Here is a 15,645-nt window from a genome sequence, read left to right as displayed (position 1 = left end):
CTCTTGGGCTTGTTTGTAAGTGAGGCTTCCTTTTTCAACCTCATCAACTACAGTGAGTTTAAAAGCGAGGGAGTAATCGCGCTGAGTTCTTTTAGTTGTTGATTTCATAACACTCTCCAATTTTGGGGGTGGAAAGTGTCAACCTTATTTAGGACGGCACAATATGCGAAAAACAAAAAAGGACCGAATTCGGTCCTTTTTTGTTTTTATCCGACTTGAGTAACATCGCGTTTCATTCTAACTGTTAGATGCCCCTCAACTGATAGCTCAAATGCTGATTTTTACGCAGTAAGGTCTTATCTTATTTTGCGTTTTTGCCAGCTCCGTACCACCGAGTAGCGCCAAAGCCCTCGAATTCCGAAGTAGCCAATAATCGCGGATACAACCCCACAAATTGCGCAGCCCAATAGAAATGGAGGTCCAATGGTGCTCATTTGCTGCATGATGAATTCCCACGATAGTTCAAAGTGAAAAGGTTGCGGGGGAAGACGCATCACTAGAGCACCTAGCTTGTACGCAAAGTAAAATAGCACAGGCATAGTGATAGGATTGCTGATCCATACCAAAGCGACGGAGAGGGGCAGATTGACACCCAACATAATGGCCAAACCAGCGGCCATGATCATTTGGCTCGGCAGCGGAACAAAAGCCATAAATAACCCGACAGCAAAAGCCCCTGATGCCGAGCGGCGGTTTAAGCACCACAAGTTCGGGTTGTACAACACATTGCCGAAGACCTTCAATGCTTTTTGGCGTTTGATCAATTCATGATCTGGCATGAAGCGTTTTATCAGCTTTCTAGGCATAGGACAGCATGACTCTCTCAGAAAAAAGTTGGACCTTGGCGTTATTTGTAGCGAGCGTAATCTCGTCGGCTTGGTGGCCGACAATACCAGATTGGCGTTGGTTGCTGCTGGGAATAATAACCACTGGCTCAATAATCAAATTACGTCGTGGCTTAATTAGCATAGGCGCAATTGCGGGCTTTATGGTTGTCATCGTCCACGGCAATGTATTGGAGTCTCAGAGACAAGCCCTTTTTCAAGCAGGGGAGAATATTACCATAATTGGTAAAGTTGACAGCCCTTTTACGCAAATAAGTCACGGTTATGAAGGTATTGTCGCTATAGAAGCGGTAAATTCTCAAACTCTGTTACCTTTTCTTAAACCTAAAATCCGTCTTATTACGCCTTTTCCACTCGATGTTAACAGTGAGTTTACGACATCCATCTCGTTAAAGCCGATTACAGGTCTACGCAACGAAGCTGGCTTTGATGCTGAAAAGCACGCGATGGGTAAAAATATTATCGCCCGAGCGGTTGTTAACAAAGACGCTCAGTGGATTGTTCGTTCTAATGTATCTCTGCGTCAATCCATTATTGCCGATGTCGCTGATGATGTGTCTTCCCTTCATCATTTCTCGTTAATAAGTGCGTTAGTTTTTGCTGATCGTTCTTGGTTGTCTAAGGAAGATTGGCAAGCGCTCAGGGACAGTGGTTTACTGCATTTGGTCTCCATTTCTGGTTTACATATTGGTATGGCGTTTACTTTTGGGCTAGTCGTGGGCGGTACCGTTCGTTATCTATTACCCCAATACCAGTTGTTACCTAGCTTATATGGGCTGATCTTCGCTGTTGCCTACGCTTGGTTAGCGGATTTCTCTCTGCCTACTACGCGAGCAGTGTCGGTATGCGTTGTTTACGTTCTCCTGAAGTATACTCTGGTGCACTGGACTTCTTGGCGAGTTCTTTTGCTTGCAGTATCTCTACAACTGCTTGTCCAACCTTTTGCATCCTACAGCATGAGCTTTTGGTTATCATACCTCTCCGTTTGTGCGGTATTGTTCGCAATTAATTTGATTCGACATCAAAGGGGAGGTTGGAAAGCGCGATTAAAAGCGTTATTGCTTACTCAATTGATGTTGAGCGCTTTAATCGTACCTGTTAGTGGCCATTTCTTCTCCGGTTTTAGTTTGTCCTCAATAGCCTACAACTTGGTATTTATTCCTTGGTTCGGATTTATCGTTGTACCTTTGATGTTTCTAGCCCTGTTCTCATCTTTGTTTCTTGAAATGATAGCGAAGCCTCTGTGGCATTTGGTGGACTGGTCATTACAGCCATTGAGCACGTCAATACAGTACGCAATAGGTTCTTGGCAACCTATTAGCATGGAAATGACAATGCTGGTTATGGCGATAGTGGTTTGCTTAATATTTCAACGGTTCATGTCTCAGTACGCGTGGTATTTGTTACTCGGCATCGTTATTAGTATCAAGCTTGCATCGGAGTATGAACCGCATTGGCGTATCGATGTATTAGATGTAGGTCATGGCCTTGCAGTGGTTGTAGAAAAAGACGACAAGGTGTTGCTGTATGACACTGGTAAAGCATGGCAAAGCGGCAGTATCGCAGAGCAGGTCGTCACTCCGGTTTTGCATCAACGAGGTTATGAAAGCATAGATACACTGATTCTAAGCCATTCCGATAATGATCACGCAGGCGGCCGTTTTTTCATTGAAGATGCCTTTTCTCCACAACGTAAACTTAGTAGTCAATTCTTTATCGAATATGAGCCTTGCACTAGAGGCGACCAATGGAAATGGCAAGGATTAAACATGGAAGTGCTCTGGCCTCCTGCACTTGTTCAACGTGCGTATAATCCGCACTCCTGTGTATTACGACTTACTGACCCTATTTCTAACTTTAGTATGCTTTTTACTGGTGATATTGAGGCCATTAGCGAGTGGATTTTGCTTAGAGAACCCGGAAAGTTACAAAGCGATGTGATGCTAGTCCCTCATCACGGGAGCAAAAGTTCATCGAATCCTCGATTTATCGAGGCGGTGAGCCCGAGTGTGGCGGTTGCTTCTTTAGCAAAAAAAAATCGATGGGGAATGCCAGCGGAAAATGTCGTTGCTTCATACCGAAAGCTTGGCATTACTTGGCTTGATACTGGTGAGGGTGGTCAGGTAAGCTTCTTTATTCACCGTGATAATTGGCGCTCAGAAACCAAACGTAGCGATACATTTGAGCCTTGGTATAGGCAGATGCTGCGTAAGGGAGTAGAATGAGAGTCTTAATGTAAGAAAATAAAGCACTTCTATGTCGATAAATACTGATGAAACGACTTGGCAGACGTTTAAGCGTCTATGGCAATTTATTCGCCTTTATAAGTCAGGTCTTGTCGTTGCAGTCATTGCATTAGTTATTAATGCCATATCAGATACCTATATGATTTCCCTGCTAAAACCACTACTCGATGAAGGTTTTGGGAACGCTGAATCTGATTTTTTACGCACGCTTCCATTGATTATTTTTGCCATGATGTTCATCCGTGGCATAAGTGGATTTGTCTCCACCTACTGTTTGAGCTGGGTATCTGGCAACGTAGTTATGCAAGTCCGTCGCATGGTGTTCAATCACTTTATGCATATGCCAGTGTCTTACTTTGATAAGGAAAAGACGGGCAATTTATTGTCGCGTATAACCTACGACTCAGAGCAAGTGTCAGCGGCAACTAGCCAAGCGTTGGTGAGCATTGTCCGTGAAGGTGCAAGTATCATTGGTCTGTTAGTTTTGATGTTTTACAACAGCTGGCAATTGTCGCTAGTGCTGTTTGCTGTTGCTCCCGTTGTAGCATGGGGTATTGGTGTTGTTTCTAAACGTTTTAGAAAAATATCCAAAAATATGCAGACCATGATGGGTAACGTAACTGCATCAGCAGAGCAGATGCTGAAAGGCCATAAAGTTGTGTTGAGCTATGGCGGCCAAGACATCGAACGTAAACGATTTGAAAAAGTCAGCAACCAAATGCGTCAACAAAGCATGAAGTTGGTGACGGCTCAAGCGGCGGCTAACCCTATCATCCAAATGATTGCATCACTTGCAATTGTTGCCGTTCTTTATTTAGCAAGTATTGATTCGATTAAAGAGCAACTGACTCCAGGTACATTTACTGTTGTGTTCTCTGCAATGTTTGGTCTGATGCGCCCACTTAAAGCGCTGACTAACGTTACTTCTCAGTTCCAACGTGGTATGGCCGCGAGCCAAACGCTCTTCGCGTTAATTGACCTCGAGCCTGAGAAAAACGAAGGTAAGTTGACAGTTGAACGCGCAAATGGCGATGTTTCAGTTAAAAACGTAAGCTTTACTTACACTGGTGCAGAAAAACCAGCATTGGAAAATGTCAGCTTCGATATTCCAAGAGGAAAAACGGTGGCGCTAGTTGGCCGTTCTGGCTCAGGTAAAAGTACCATCGCGAACTTGTTCAACCGCTTCTATGATGTTGACAGTGGATCTATCACATTAGATGGGCATGATATTCGTGATTACGAGCTAAAGAATTTACGTCAGCAATTTGCACTAGTATCGCAAAATGTTCATTTGTTTAATGACACGATAGCAAACAATATTGCGTACGCAACGGATGGCCAATACGAGCGCAGTGATATCGAGAAAGCGGCAACACTCGCGCATGCGATGGAGTTCATCGGCAAAATGGATGATGGACTTGATACCATGATTGGTGAAAATGGTGCTAGCTTGTCTGGTGGTCAACGCCAACGTGTTGCGATTGCGCGAGCTCTATTGCGTGATGCTCCAGTGCTGATTCTTGATGAGGCAACTTCGGCTTTGGATACCGAATCCGAGCGAGCTATTCAAGCTGCACTTGATGAGCTGCAAAAAGACAAAACGGTACTTGTAATAGCGCACCGCTTATCCACAATCGAGAAAGCCGATGAAATTCTTGTGGTTGATGATGGTGCCATCATTGAACGTGGCAACCACGCTGAGCTTATTGAGAAAAATGGTGCGTATGCACAATTGCACCGTATTCAGTTTGGTGAATAAGCGCGGTGATTGAAAAAATCTGGTTTGAAAACCATCCAATAAAATATCTCTTGTGGCCGCTTTTGTGGCCACTGAGTTTATTATTTGGAGCGATAAGCAAGTCAAAGCGAAAGCAATACCGAACTGGCCGCAAGCAAGCTTATAATGCGCCTATACCTGTTGTTGTGGTTGGCAATATCACTGCTGGTGGCAATGGTAAAACACCAGTTGTTGTGTGGCTTGTTGAGCAACTACAGCAAATGGGCTTTAAGCCGGGGGTTGTTTCTCGTGGTTATGGGGCAAAGGCTCCTGCCTATCCGTTAGTGCTAAAAGAAGATACGCCAGCGAAGCATTGTGGCGATGAACCTAAGTTGATTCATCGCCGTACAGGAGCACCTGTTGCGGTAGATCCTGTGCGTTCAAATGCAGTGAAAGCACTGCTAGATTTGGATGTGGATATCATAATTACGGATGATGGATTACAACATTATGCGTTAGGCCGTGATATTGAGTTAGTGATTGTGGATGGGAATCGCCGGTTTGGGAATGAAAGCCTGATTCCATTAGGTCCTTTACGTGAAGGTATTGAGCGACTTAAAGAAGTCGACTTTATCATCACCAATGGCGGTCAAGCGCATACGGGCGAAATCGCAATGGCTTTAGCACCCTCTAAAGCTATTAATCTTAAGACTAAGCAACATGTGGATGTTTCGGAGTTGAAAGATCTCGTCGCATTTGCGGGCATTGGGCATCCTCCGCGTTTTTTTCATACACTAAACTCGATGAACGCAGATGTTAAAGTCACAAAAGGTTTTGCTGACCATCAAGACTTTGATCAACAAGAATTAGAAGCATTGGCTCAACAAGGGACCAATGTGATTATGACCGAGAAAGATGCCGTCAAGTGCAGCCATTATGCGCAAGATAATTGGTGGTATCTGCCTGTATCTGCCCAGTTTGAATCAAACGATGCAGAGCAAATTTTAAATAGAATAAAAGAGGTTAAAGCGGCTTATGGATCACCGTCTACTTGAGATTGTAGCTTGCCCTGTTTGCAAAGGTAAGCTGACGTACGATAAAGATAATCAAGAGTTGATCTGCAAATTGGATCGCCTTGCTTACCCGATCAAAGAGGGTATTCCAGTTCTGCTAGAGCCTGAAGCTCGCACTATGAGCATGGATGAGGGACGCTAATGTCTTTTACGGTTGTCATCCCTTCGCGCTACGCATCGAGCCGTTTGCCTGGTAAACCGCTAGCGGATATTGGTGGTAAGCCTATGGTTCAGTGGGTTTATGAACAAGCGCTACAAGCGGGTGCGGAAGATGTCATCGTTGCAACGGATGACGAGCGTGTTGCGAAAGCGGTTTCGTCATTTGGTGGTAAAGTTTGTATGACCTCTCCCCACCACGAATCAGGTACGGAGCGTCTTGCCGAAGTTGTTGAAAAGATGGCTATTCCGTCAGACCACATTATTGTTAATGTGCAAGGGGATGAGCCTTTGATTCCGCCGTCCATCATTCGTCAGGTTGCTGATAACTTATCAGGGTGTGAAGCCCCGATGGCGACGTTAGCTGTAGAAATAGACTCGGAAGAGGAAGTGTTCAACCCGAACGCTGTTAAAGTTGTCGCAGATGAGCAAGGCTATGCGTTGTACTTTAGTCGAGCAACCATCCCTTGGGATCGCGATAACTTTGCTAAACAAGACAAAACTATTGCCAACCCATTAATGCGTCATATTGGTATTTATGCTTATCGAGCTGGTTTCATTAATACGTATGTCAACTGGGCGCCAAGTGCATTAGAGCAGATTGAGTGTCTTGAGCAACTGCGAGTGCTTTGGTACGGTGAAAAAATTCATGTGGCGGTAGCGAAAGAAGCACCAGCGGCAGGGGTTGATACGCCCGAAGACCTAGAAGCCGTGCGCGCGATTGTTGAGAAGCAAGCGTAACAAATGCTCATATAGATTTAAGAATAAACAAGGCTCCTGAATTAGGAGCCTTTTTGTTTTACTTGTATCGCGGTATTAGTTAAATGTTAGTGTCGTATTGGTTCCGTTTAGGGCAGGTCGCTAACACCTCTCGGTGACCGGTGTCTTTCACTTCTTGGAGAATGACATCAAAGCCCCATAATCGATACACGTGCTTTAGAACTTCTTCGTAACTATCATCAAGTGGGATGCGGTTGTGAGGAACGTACTGCAACGTAAGTGAGCGATCACCACGGACATCGACATTAAACACCTGAATGTTTGGCTCAAGATTAGATAAGTTATACTGAGCAGCTAAGGTTTCTCTAATGCGTTTATAACCCATCTCATCGTGTATAGCAGCGACTTCAATAAAGTTCTTATGATCATCATCGTTGATCGCAAACAACTTGAAATCACGCATTAATTTCGGAGAAAGGTATTGGCTAATAAAGCTTTCATCTTTGAAATTATGCATCGCGAAATGCACTGCATCTAACCAGTCGGTTCCTACTAGGTCTGGAAACCACTCTTTGTCCTCATCAGTTGGTTCTTCACAGATACGCTTAATATCTCGGAACATGGCAAAGCCTAACGCGTAGGGGTTAATGCCATTAAAGTAAGGACTGTTATAAGGCGGCTGAGCCACGACACTGGTGTGGCTATGTAAGAACTCTAGAATGAATTTTTCAGACACCAAGCCCTCATCATAAAGATGGTTGAGTATGGTGTAGTGCCAGAACGTTGCCCAGCCCTCATTCATAACTTGCGTTTGTTTTTGCGGATAAAAATACTGACTGATCTTACGGACGATCCGAACAACTTCACGTTGCCACGGCTCTAGCAACGGCGCATGTTTTTCGAAGAAGTAGAGCAAGTTTTCCTGAGGCTCGCTTGGGAATCGCTCTTTAATGTCTTCCTCTTTCGTCTTGGCTGTCGGTACGGTGCGCCAAAGCTCATTAACTTGAGATTGTAGGTATGCTTCGCGTTCTTCTTGTCTTGCTTTTTCCTCTGTAATTGAGATTTTCTCTGGACGCTTGTAGCGGTCTACACCAAAGTTCATTAACGCGTGACAAGAGTCGAGCAGCTTTTCCACTTCTTTTACGCCATATCGTTCTTCACATTCGGCTAAGTACTTTTTGGCGAACAGCAGATAGTCGATAATAGAACTGGCGTCAGTCCACGTTTGGAATAGGTAATTACCTTTGAAAAAAGAGTTATGGCCGTAACACGCGTGCGCTATCACGAGTGCTTGCATTGTTACCGTATTTTCTTCCATCAAATAAGCAATACAAGGGTCGGAGTTAATCACAATCTCGTAGGCTAGCCCCATTTGACCATGTTTATAATTCTGCTCTGTTTGAATGAATTTTTTACCAAATGACCAGTGATTGTAATTGATTGGCATGCCGATACTTGAATAGGCATCCATCATCTGTTCTGAAGTAATCACTTCTATTTGGTTAGGGTAAGTGTCTAGGCGATAATGCTCCGCGACACGCTTAATTTCTTTGTGGTATCGCTCTAACAGCTCAAATGTCCAATCTGGTCCATCTGGCAACACTTTACTGTTACGCTTCTTAGGCGCCTCTCCTGAGAGGTTTCTCGTTGCGGTATTCATCGCTAGCCTCCTTACGCCGTTTCTTTTTGGAATAGTTCACGAAAGACTGGGAAAATATCCTCCACAGAGCGAATGTTTTTCATTGCGAAATTAGGAAACTCTTCAGTGAGTTTTTCGTACTCATGCCATAGAGTTTGGTGCGAGCGCCGCGTGATCTCTATGTAAGAGTAGTACTGACAGTTTGGAAGTAATTTGTTCACTAACAGATCCCGGCATCTTGGCGAATCATCTGCCCAGTTGTCACCGTCGGATGCTTGAGCTGCATATATGTTCCACTGACCAATCGGGTATCGCTCTTTTACTATTTCATCCATTAACTTGAGCGCGCTAGATACAATGGTACCCCCGGTTTCTTGTGAGTAGAAAAATTCGTGCTCGTCCACTTCCTTCGCTTGGGTATGGTGGCGGATAAAGACGACTTCGACATTCTCGTAGGTACGAGTTAAGAACAAGTACAAAAGAACATAGAAGCGTTTTGCGATGTCTTTCGTTGCCTGATCCATCGACCCGGATACGTCCATTAGACAGAACATTACCGCTTGGCTCGATGGTACCGGGCGTTTCTCATAGTTCTTGAAGCGTAAGTCGAAGGTATCGATGAACGGCACGCTTTCGATTTTCTTGCGCAGTTCTTCAATTTCAGCCTTCAAGCGGTTCTCTTCAAACTGCTGAGCAGGCTCAATATTTTTGATGCGAGCAAGTTCGTCTTCTAGCTCTTTTAGAAGTCGTTTCTTACCAGCAGTCATTGCAGTACGGCGCGCAAGAGATTGTTGCAGAGAGCGTACTACTGCGATATTGGAAGGTATACCGGCAGTTTGAAAGCCTGCACGGTGTGTTTTCCATTCAGTGATTTTGGCTATTTGGTTTTTTTCTAGATTAGGCAGCTCGAGATCTTCAAACAAAATATCGAGGTACTCATCTTTTGATATTTGGAATACAAATTCGTCTTGGCCTTCTCCATCTGGACTGGCGTTCCCTTCTCCTGAGCCGCTACCCTGACCGCCACCTTTGGGACGCTCAATTTTATCACCAGTAATGAATTGGTCGTTACCGGGATGAACTCGTTCTCGAACACCCCCTTTGCCCTGATGAAATATAGGCTCGTTGATGTCTTTGTGAGGGATAGAGACGTCTTCGCCCGTTTCCGTATTCGTAATCGAGCGTCGATTCACTGCGTCTGCTACCGACTCTTTTATTTGCTCTTTGTGGCGCTTCAAGAAGCGCTGTCGATTAACAGCACTCTTGTTCTTGCCATTGAGCCTTCGGTCTATAAATTGCGCCATGAAATAGCCCTCTTCATGTTTCACAAGCGACCTAACTCAATACTGGGTTAGGATGACTTACGTACTCGTAGGTACCACTCAGAAAGTAGGCGAACCTGTTTCTCGGTATAGCCTTTTTCCATCATGCGAGCGACAAAGTCGTCGTGCTTCTTCTGATCTTCAGAAGAGGTTTTCGCATTAAATGAGATAACCGGAAGTAGCTCTTCGGTATTGGAGAACATTTTCTTCTCGATTACTGTGCGCAGTTTTTCGTAGCTGGTCCAAACCGGGTTTTGACCATTGTTATTCGCTTTCGCACGAAGCACAAAGTTAACGATTTCGTTTCGGAAATCTTTCGGGTTAGAAATACCAGCTGTTTTTTCGATCTTCTCTAGCTCAGCATTCAGTGAAGAGCGATCAAATAGCTGACCAGTTTCTGGATCTCGGTACTCTTGGTCTTGAATCCAGAAATCTGCATAGGTGACATATCGGTCGAAGATGTTTTGGCCGTATTCAGAGTAAGACTCAAGATAAGCGGTCTGAATCTCTTTACCGATAAATTCAACGTATCGAGGTACTAGGTAGCCTTTCAAGAACTCGAGATATTTCTCTGCTGTTTCAGCAGGGAACTGTTCGCGCTCAACCTGTTGTTCAATCACATAGAATAGATGTACAGGGTTGGCTGCCACTTCGGTTTGGTCGAAGTTAAATACGCGTGACAAAATCTTAAAGGCAAAACGTGTTGAGAGACCGTTCATGCCTTCATCGACACCAGCATAATCACGATACTCTTGATAGCTTTTTGCCTTTGGATCCGTATCTTTCAGCGTTTCACCGTCGTATACGCGCATCTTAGAGAAGATGGACGAGTTTTCAGGCTCTTTAAGTCGAGAAAGAATACTGAATTGTGCCAGAGTCTCGAGCGTGCTTGGTGAACAAGGGGCTTGAGACAACTCACTGTTTTCAAGAAGTTTTTGGTAGATTTTGACTTCTTCTGAAACACGTAGACAGTAAGGTACTTTCACAATATAAACACGGTCCAAGAACGCTTCATTGTTCTTGTTGTTACGGAAGGTCTGCCACTCAGATTCGTTTGAGTGAGCCAGAATCATACCGTCGAATGGAATCGCAGAAAGGCCTTCTGTACCGTTGAAGTTGCCTTCTTGCGTTGCTGTTAACAGCGGGTGAAGCACTTTGATTGGTGCTTTGAACATCTCAACGAATTCCATTAAACCTTGGTTTGCTTTACACAGCGCACCGGAGTAGCTGTAAGCGTCTGGATCGTCTTGCGAATAGTGTTCAAGCTTACGAATATCGACTTTACCAACCAATGATGAGATATCTTGGTTGTTTTCATCGCCTGGTTCAGTTTTGGCAATACCGATTTGGTCAAGGATAGAAGGGCGTACTTTCACTACTTTAAATTTGGTGATATCACCACCAAACTCGTGAAGACGTTTAGCGGCCCAAGGAGACATTATCGAGCGAAGATAACGGTGCTCGATGCCATATTCTTTTTTCAAAATATCGCCATCTTCTGTGGCTTTGAATAGGCAGAATGGATGGTCATTCACTGGGCTGCGTTCGCCGTTAGCAGTAAGAACATAAATAGGCATCTGTTCCATCAGAGCCTTAAGCTTTTCTGCAAGCGAAGACTTACCGCCACCTACAGGGCCGAGTAGGTAAAGAATCTGCTTACGCTCTTCTAGGCCTTGCGCCGCATGTTTTAGGTAAGACACAATTTGTTCTATGGCATCTTCCATGCCATAAAAGTCTTTAAAGGTTTCATAACGAGAGATAACACGATTCGAGAAGATTCGGCTTAGTCTCGGATCCTTTGCCGTATCGATTATCTCTGGTTCACCAATCGCCATCAGTAGGCGTTCTGCTGCATTAGCATAAGCGCTTTTGTCATCTTTACACAGGGCTAAAAACTCCTGTAACGACATCTCTTCATCTTTTGCAGCTTCATATCTTGATTGATAGTGGTCGAAAATACTCATGTCGCTTTCCCCTTTAATAGTCAGTCTACCGACGAACGTTGATTCAGGCTTTCCACCAACAGTTATGCTCGTTGTTGTTTGAATATACGTCCTGTTATCACATTTGGTTCGTACAGAATGTAAGATTGGCGACACCAAAGACTTTGCTTTATGGACGGTTTTTTCGTTACAACGGTGAGCGGTGGATATGAATTTTTCAATCACAGCCTTTCTCTACTTAAGCCTAGTCGGGGATTTGCAATTTTGCTTAACAATTATGAATTTATTGTAAAAGTGACATTTGAATCACTCTTTTATTAAGGACGAATTTATGTCGTGAATAGGTGCAATAGAAATCAAATATTTGGCAAAGACAGAAGAGTCTCAGTGATTCGTTGTTCTACATTGAGCAAGGCAAGTGAAAGAGGTAGGAAGAGAGCAAAGTCTTAGATAAGTTTGTGACAGGGTAAATAACAAGGAGAGCGGGCGCTCTCCTCATTCTTAGACGACCATTTTATGCGCTGAAGATTTGCGCTAGTTCGTTTTCACATAAATGATACTGACGAGGGCAGTTACGCCAAGTTTGCAGCATACGGCGGTATTTATCTAGCATCGGCATTTGGCTGTTAAAGTGATGATCTGCCTTGTCAAACTGAGGGTACAAACCTTCAGAATCGATGAGAAAACGTACGTAATGTACTTGTTGCGCTTCTGAAGCAATATCAAATCCCAAGAACTTCAAGCGGCGCTGATCTACGTTGCTGCGGTCTTCATCGTCTAGCATGTTGTAAGATTCTTGCATCGCATGATACATCTCCATAACGTCGATGATCTCACGACATTCTGCTTCTGAGAGGCAGCCGAAATCTTTGTTCAACTCTCGCATTTGTAGTTCATAACCACGTTCAACTATCGTTTGTAAGCGTTTGTATTTGGCCGCATTACTTGGATCAAGTTGAGACATAAGGTTGTATTGGTTTGATAGAATCAAACGTTGAGCGTTTGACATTTCCATGGTGACCTCACTAGATATCTAATACATTTTTAATGTGCTTAGGTTAACGCTTAAGACATGAGTGAAACATGATCTCAACACATATTTAATACTAAAAAATGGCAAGAACTGTCACTTTTGACCAGTTTGAAAACACTTATTTATGGTAATGATTGTATATGTAGTCTCGGTCCGAAAATACTCTCAGCCACTCTGGCTTGAATACGGTTAAAACCGCCAGTGCCATACCATTTAATAGACCTTCTGGAAAGGCGAGCAACGGCACAAAAACAAAGTAGTTATGTTGAATGGTTTCCCAATCGTAGTGACCAACTGATAGGTGATAAAAAGAGTTAATGATGAGGTGCAGACTTCCTGTTATCGCGCCATTGAAAAATCCAGCAACGAAGATGAAAACAAAAATGTTTCGTGGCAAGTAGTGGTAACTCAGAAGAAACACTAAGTAACTAATGAAAATCGGAATTAGGGCTGATAGAACTAACGACGTGGGTAAGAGTATCAAGGACACATCATGTAGTAGGTGGTTGACCAACATAGCGGGAATGCTGAGTAGAAATGCCATGCGCCAACCATACATCATCGTCAGCGTTGTTAGTGCAAGAAAATGAATCTGTAATCCTTCTTTTACACCTGCTTGAGCGGCCCATAAAATACTGAAAAAGAAGAGCGTTGCAAAAACGAGGTGCTGAAATCCTTTTTCTTTTTCCAGTTTGGGCCAAACGACTTTTTTCCAATCTGGTAGGCAGTAGACTACTACTATCCCAATTGAAACAACAAGAGAGCCTAAGTTAAACAAATCCATGTTACTTCCTTCCTATGCGAACATGACGCAATCATTTCTATCGTTCTTTTTCTACCTAAATGACCGCAGAGAAACTCACTGATAAGGCTTAGATATAATCAAAAAAATACCAGCAATAAGCTGGTATTTTAAAGAGGTTAGTCTTGCGGTTCACTTAGTATTTTACGTTATCGTTGTATTGAGCAAGAATGGATTGAATTTCATCCATGGTTTCTTTCGGTGGCGGGTTTACGCCTTCGAGTGGGTATTCTAAGCCTAACGCTTCCCACTTATGAGCCCCTAATTTGTGGTAAGGAAGTAACTCGACCTTTTCGATGTTATCCATGTCTTTAATAAATTCACCAAGCATGTGTGCTGCTTCTGGGTCATCTGTGTAACCAGGCACGACGACATAGCGAATCCATGTTTTCTTTCCGATTTTTTGCAAGTAACGAGCAAAGTCCAATGTGCGTCGGTTGGATACACCGATGAGATCTTGGTGCACTTCGTCTTTCATGTGTTTGATGTCAAGCATGACTAAGTCTGTTGCATCCAGTACTTCATCGATAACATCAGTGTGCTTACGAACATAACCGTTAGTATCTAGACATGTATGAATGCCTTCGGCTTTAGCAGCGCGGAAAAAATCACGTACGAATTCCGGTTGAAGCATCGCTTCGCCGCCAGAACAAGTAACGCCACCACCTGATGCATTCATGAAGTGGCGGTAACTTTTCGCTTCGGAAATGATTTCTTCAACCGTGACTTCTTTGCCATCATGCGTGTCCCAAGTATCGCGGTTATGGCAATACTTACAGCGCATTAAACAACCTTGCAAGAAGACGATAAATCGAATACCAGGTCCGTCTACGGTACCACATGACTCAAATGAGTGAATACGACCAGCTGTTGACATCTTTTGCTCTCATTACTAGTAAATTCTAGCTGTTATTTTATTACAAAAAGCAGGGTTAAAACAGCTTTGTCGGTACTAAAGGCAAGGTTATTTGAAGAAAGAAAATAGATGGAGCCAATCTACATAAACGCTTGAACACGAGGTGGTTAATACCTACCCCGAGAACTTGCCGTGTATCTAGATTGACTTCGATGCTGGGATAATCCAGTTTTTAGAAAAAGGCGAACACGGAGAACGAGCCTGTCCCATAAACATCGGTTTGGGCTTCTTCATAATCCGGTGTTTTAATTGTAAAGGTGATGCTTGCACCGTAATTTTGGTTGTACCAAGATACCCCCGCGACGGCACTTGCTTGCCAATTTTGCAGTGTGACGTCGTATGGCGCTGACGGTTCAGGAATGCCAGGACGATCTCCTTCGATAGTCATGTCATTAAAGCGGTAACGACCTTCAAACCCGGTGAACAAGAACCAACTCGACGTGTTCTGAGCGATCATACTTGCTGAGAAAGGGCTTTCGACGCTGATATTGGCGGCTCCGATGCTATTCGCTAGGTTTGTACCCCAACGAAACATGACGCCTTGAGAGACATCACTACGGAAGTTACCCGCATTGATGTCGTTAATGTTGGTAATCTCCCATTGTGTTTTTTGTTCTTCGCTGCGCATCAATTTGTTAAATACGCGGTAACCAAGGCTGAACGCAACTTTATCTTCAATCTGGTAATCCCAACCTTGAGGGTCCGTCGATCCTGTTATGCCGTGAACGATTTCTTGCGCCTTTTCTGATAGCGAACTTTCACCCGTAGCTCCTATGGTGAAATTGTACCGTACAGCTTTGTCACTCGTTAGGGAAAGGTAGTTGATTTCGGTGTGTAGGTAACCGGCATATGGGCGATCATTGATTAGTGGATAATCGGCTTCAATGTCGCTTGGAGTCCACATTTTGTGGCCAAGAACCAACTCTATTTTATCGATATTGGCGTGCTCTGAGTTAGCTAGACTCAGCCATTTCCATTGGCTTTCTTGTGTCAGTTGGTCTGTCGCGTAAGAAAGGAAAACACCATTCGTATAGTCTTGATCGACGCCAAAAATACCATCGTTGTCGATGGTAAAAGAAACCGTAGACTTAGTGGATGCTATTGCAACTGGAGAAAGAAGGGTAAGAATAATTAATTTACTAAATCTCATAGACTTTATTTGCTAACTTTTTTCGCATCATACGTAAGAATGCGGGCAAAAGTATTTCGCGATATCACAACTTTCATTCAAGA

Annotated in this window: 13 protein-coding genes; 5 read left to right on the top strand and 8 right to left on the bottom strand. The window is 43.8% G+C overall.

Annotated elements, in window-relative coordinates; genetic code table 11:
- Positions 1-296 precede the first annotated feature (296 nt).
- Entirely contained in the window at positions 297-806 is a 510-nt protein-coding gene (locus L3V37_RS06570; protein WP_005387834.1) for a DUF2062 domain-containing protein, read from the bottom strand.
- 8 nt (positions 807-814) lie between these two features.
- Here L3V37_RS06570 and L3V37_RS06565 point away from each other — a divergent pair, with 8 nt between their 5' ends.
- Genes L3V37_RS06565 through kdsB form a run of 5 tightly spaced genes read left to right on the top strand, consistent with a single transcriptional unit; the run spans position 815 to position 6,778 of the window.
- Complete coding sequence (locus tag L3V37_RS06565) at positions 815-3,070, top strand: DNA internalization-related competence protein ComEC/Rec2 (RefSeq protein ID WP_237306020.1); 2,256 nt, start codon at positions 815-817, stop codon at positions 3,068-3,070.
- A 31-nt stretch (positions 3,071-3,101) separates the two neighbouring features.
- The gene (gene msbA / locus L3V37_RS06560) at positions 3,102-4,850 is read left to right on the top strand and encodes a lipid A ABC transporter ATP-binding protein/permease MsbA (RefSeq protein ID WP_042522131.1); all 1,749 of its coding nucleotides are present in this window, start codon (positions 3,102-3,104) and stop codon (positions 4,848-4,850) included.
- Between the two features lie 5 nt (positions 4,851-4,855).
- On the top strand, positions 4,856-5,863 hold the full coding sequence (gene lpxK, locus L3V37_RS06555; protein WP_237306019.1) for a tetraacyldisaccharide 4'-kinase: 1,008 nt from the start codon (positions 4,856-4,858) through the stop codon (positions 5,861-5,863).
- On the top strand, positions 5,844-6,023 hold the full coding sequence (locus L3V37_RS06550; RefSeq protein WP_005378451.1) for a Trm112 family protein: 180 nt from the start codon (positions 5,844-5,846) through the stop codon (positions 6,021-6,023). The genes lpxK and L3V37_RS06550 overlap by 20 nt, the downstream gene beginning before the upstream one ends.
- Positions 6,023-6,778, top strand: coding sequence for a 3-deoxy-manno-octulosonate cytidylyltransferase (kdsB, locus tag L3V37_RS06545; protein ID WP_017820020.1), 756 nt, complete (start codon positions 6,023-6,025; stop codon positions 6,776-6,778). The genes L3V37_RS06550 and kdsB overlap by 1 nt, the downstream gene beginning before the upstream one ends.
- Before the next feature lie 79 nt (positions 6,779-6,857).
- On the opposite strand, the gene L3V37_RS06540 is transcribed toward kdsB, so the two are convergent.
- The 7 genes from L3V37_RS06540 to L3V37_RS06510 all read right to left on the bottom strand — a co-directional run bounded on the left by L3V37_RS06540 (position 6,858) and on the right by L3V37_RS06510 (position 15,562).
- Positions 6,858-8,417 carry a SpoVR family protein gene (locus L3V37_RS06540; protein ID WP_237306018.1) on the bottom strand — a complete coding sequence of 520 codons (1,560 nt, stop codon included), beginning with the start codon at positions 8,415-8,417 and terminating at the stop codon, positions 6,858-6,860.
- Positions 8,418-8,428: 11 nt separating this feature from the next.
- The gene (locus L3V37_RS06535; protein WP_005378448.1) at positions 8,429-9,700 is read right to left on the bottom strand and encodes a YeaH/YhbH family protein; all 1,272 of its coding nucleotides are present in this window, start codon (positions 9,698-9,700) and stop codon (positions 8,429-8,431) included.
- 47 nt (positions 9,701-9,747) lie between these two features.
- Entirely contained in the window at positions 9,748-11,682 is a 1,935-nt protein-coding gene (locus L3V37_RS06530; protein ID WP_005378447.1) for a PrkA family serine protein kinase, read from the bottom strand.
- A gap of 493 nt (positions 11,683-12,175) precedes the next feature.
- Positions 12,176-12,676 (bottom strand): YfbU family protein, encoded by a 501-nt coding sequence (locus L3V37_RS06525; protein WP_005378446.1) that lies wholly within the window; start codon positions 12,674-12,676, stop codon positions 12,176-12,178.
- A gap of 136 nt (positions 12,677-12,812) precedes the next feature.
- Complete coding sequence (locus L3V37_RS06520) at positions 12,813-13,478, bottom strand: energy-coupling factor ABC transporter permease (RefSeq protein ID WP_237306017.1); 666 nt, start codon at positions 13,476-13,478, stop codon at positions 12,813-12,815.
- Between the two features lie 154 nt (positions 13,479-13,632).
- Positions 13,633-14,373: a pyruvate formate lyase 1-activating protein gene (gene pflA / locus L3V37_RS06515; RefSeq protein WP_005378444.1), complete on the bottom strand. Its 741-nt coding sequence runs from the start codon at positions 14,371-14,373 to the stop codon at positions 13,633-13,635.
- Between the two features lie 211 nt (positions 14,374-14,584).
- On the bottom strand, positions 14,585-15,562 hold the full coding sequence (locus tag L3V37_RS06510) for a lipid A deacylase LpxR family protein (RefSeq protein ID WP_005387855.1): 978 nt from the start codon (positions 15,560-15,562) through the stop codon (positions 14,585-14,587).
- Between the last annotated feature and the right edge of the window lie 83 nt (positions 15,563-15,645).

Origin of the sequence: Vibrio sp. D54, from assembly GCF_021728075.1 — a bacterium.
Classification (GTDB): domain Bacteria; phylum Pseudomonadota; class Gammaproteobacteria; order Enterobacterales; family Vibrionaceae; genus Vibrio; species Vibrio alginolyticus.
The sequence above is the reverse complement of the archived record's forward strand: the minus strand, read 5'-3'. Positions and strand labels throughout refer to the sequence as shown.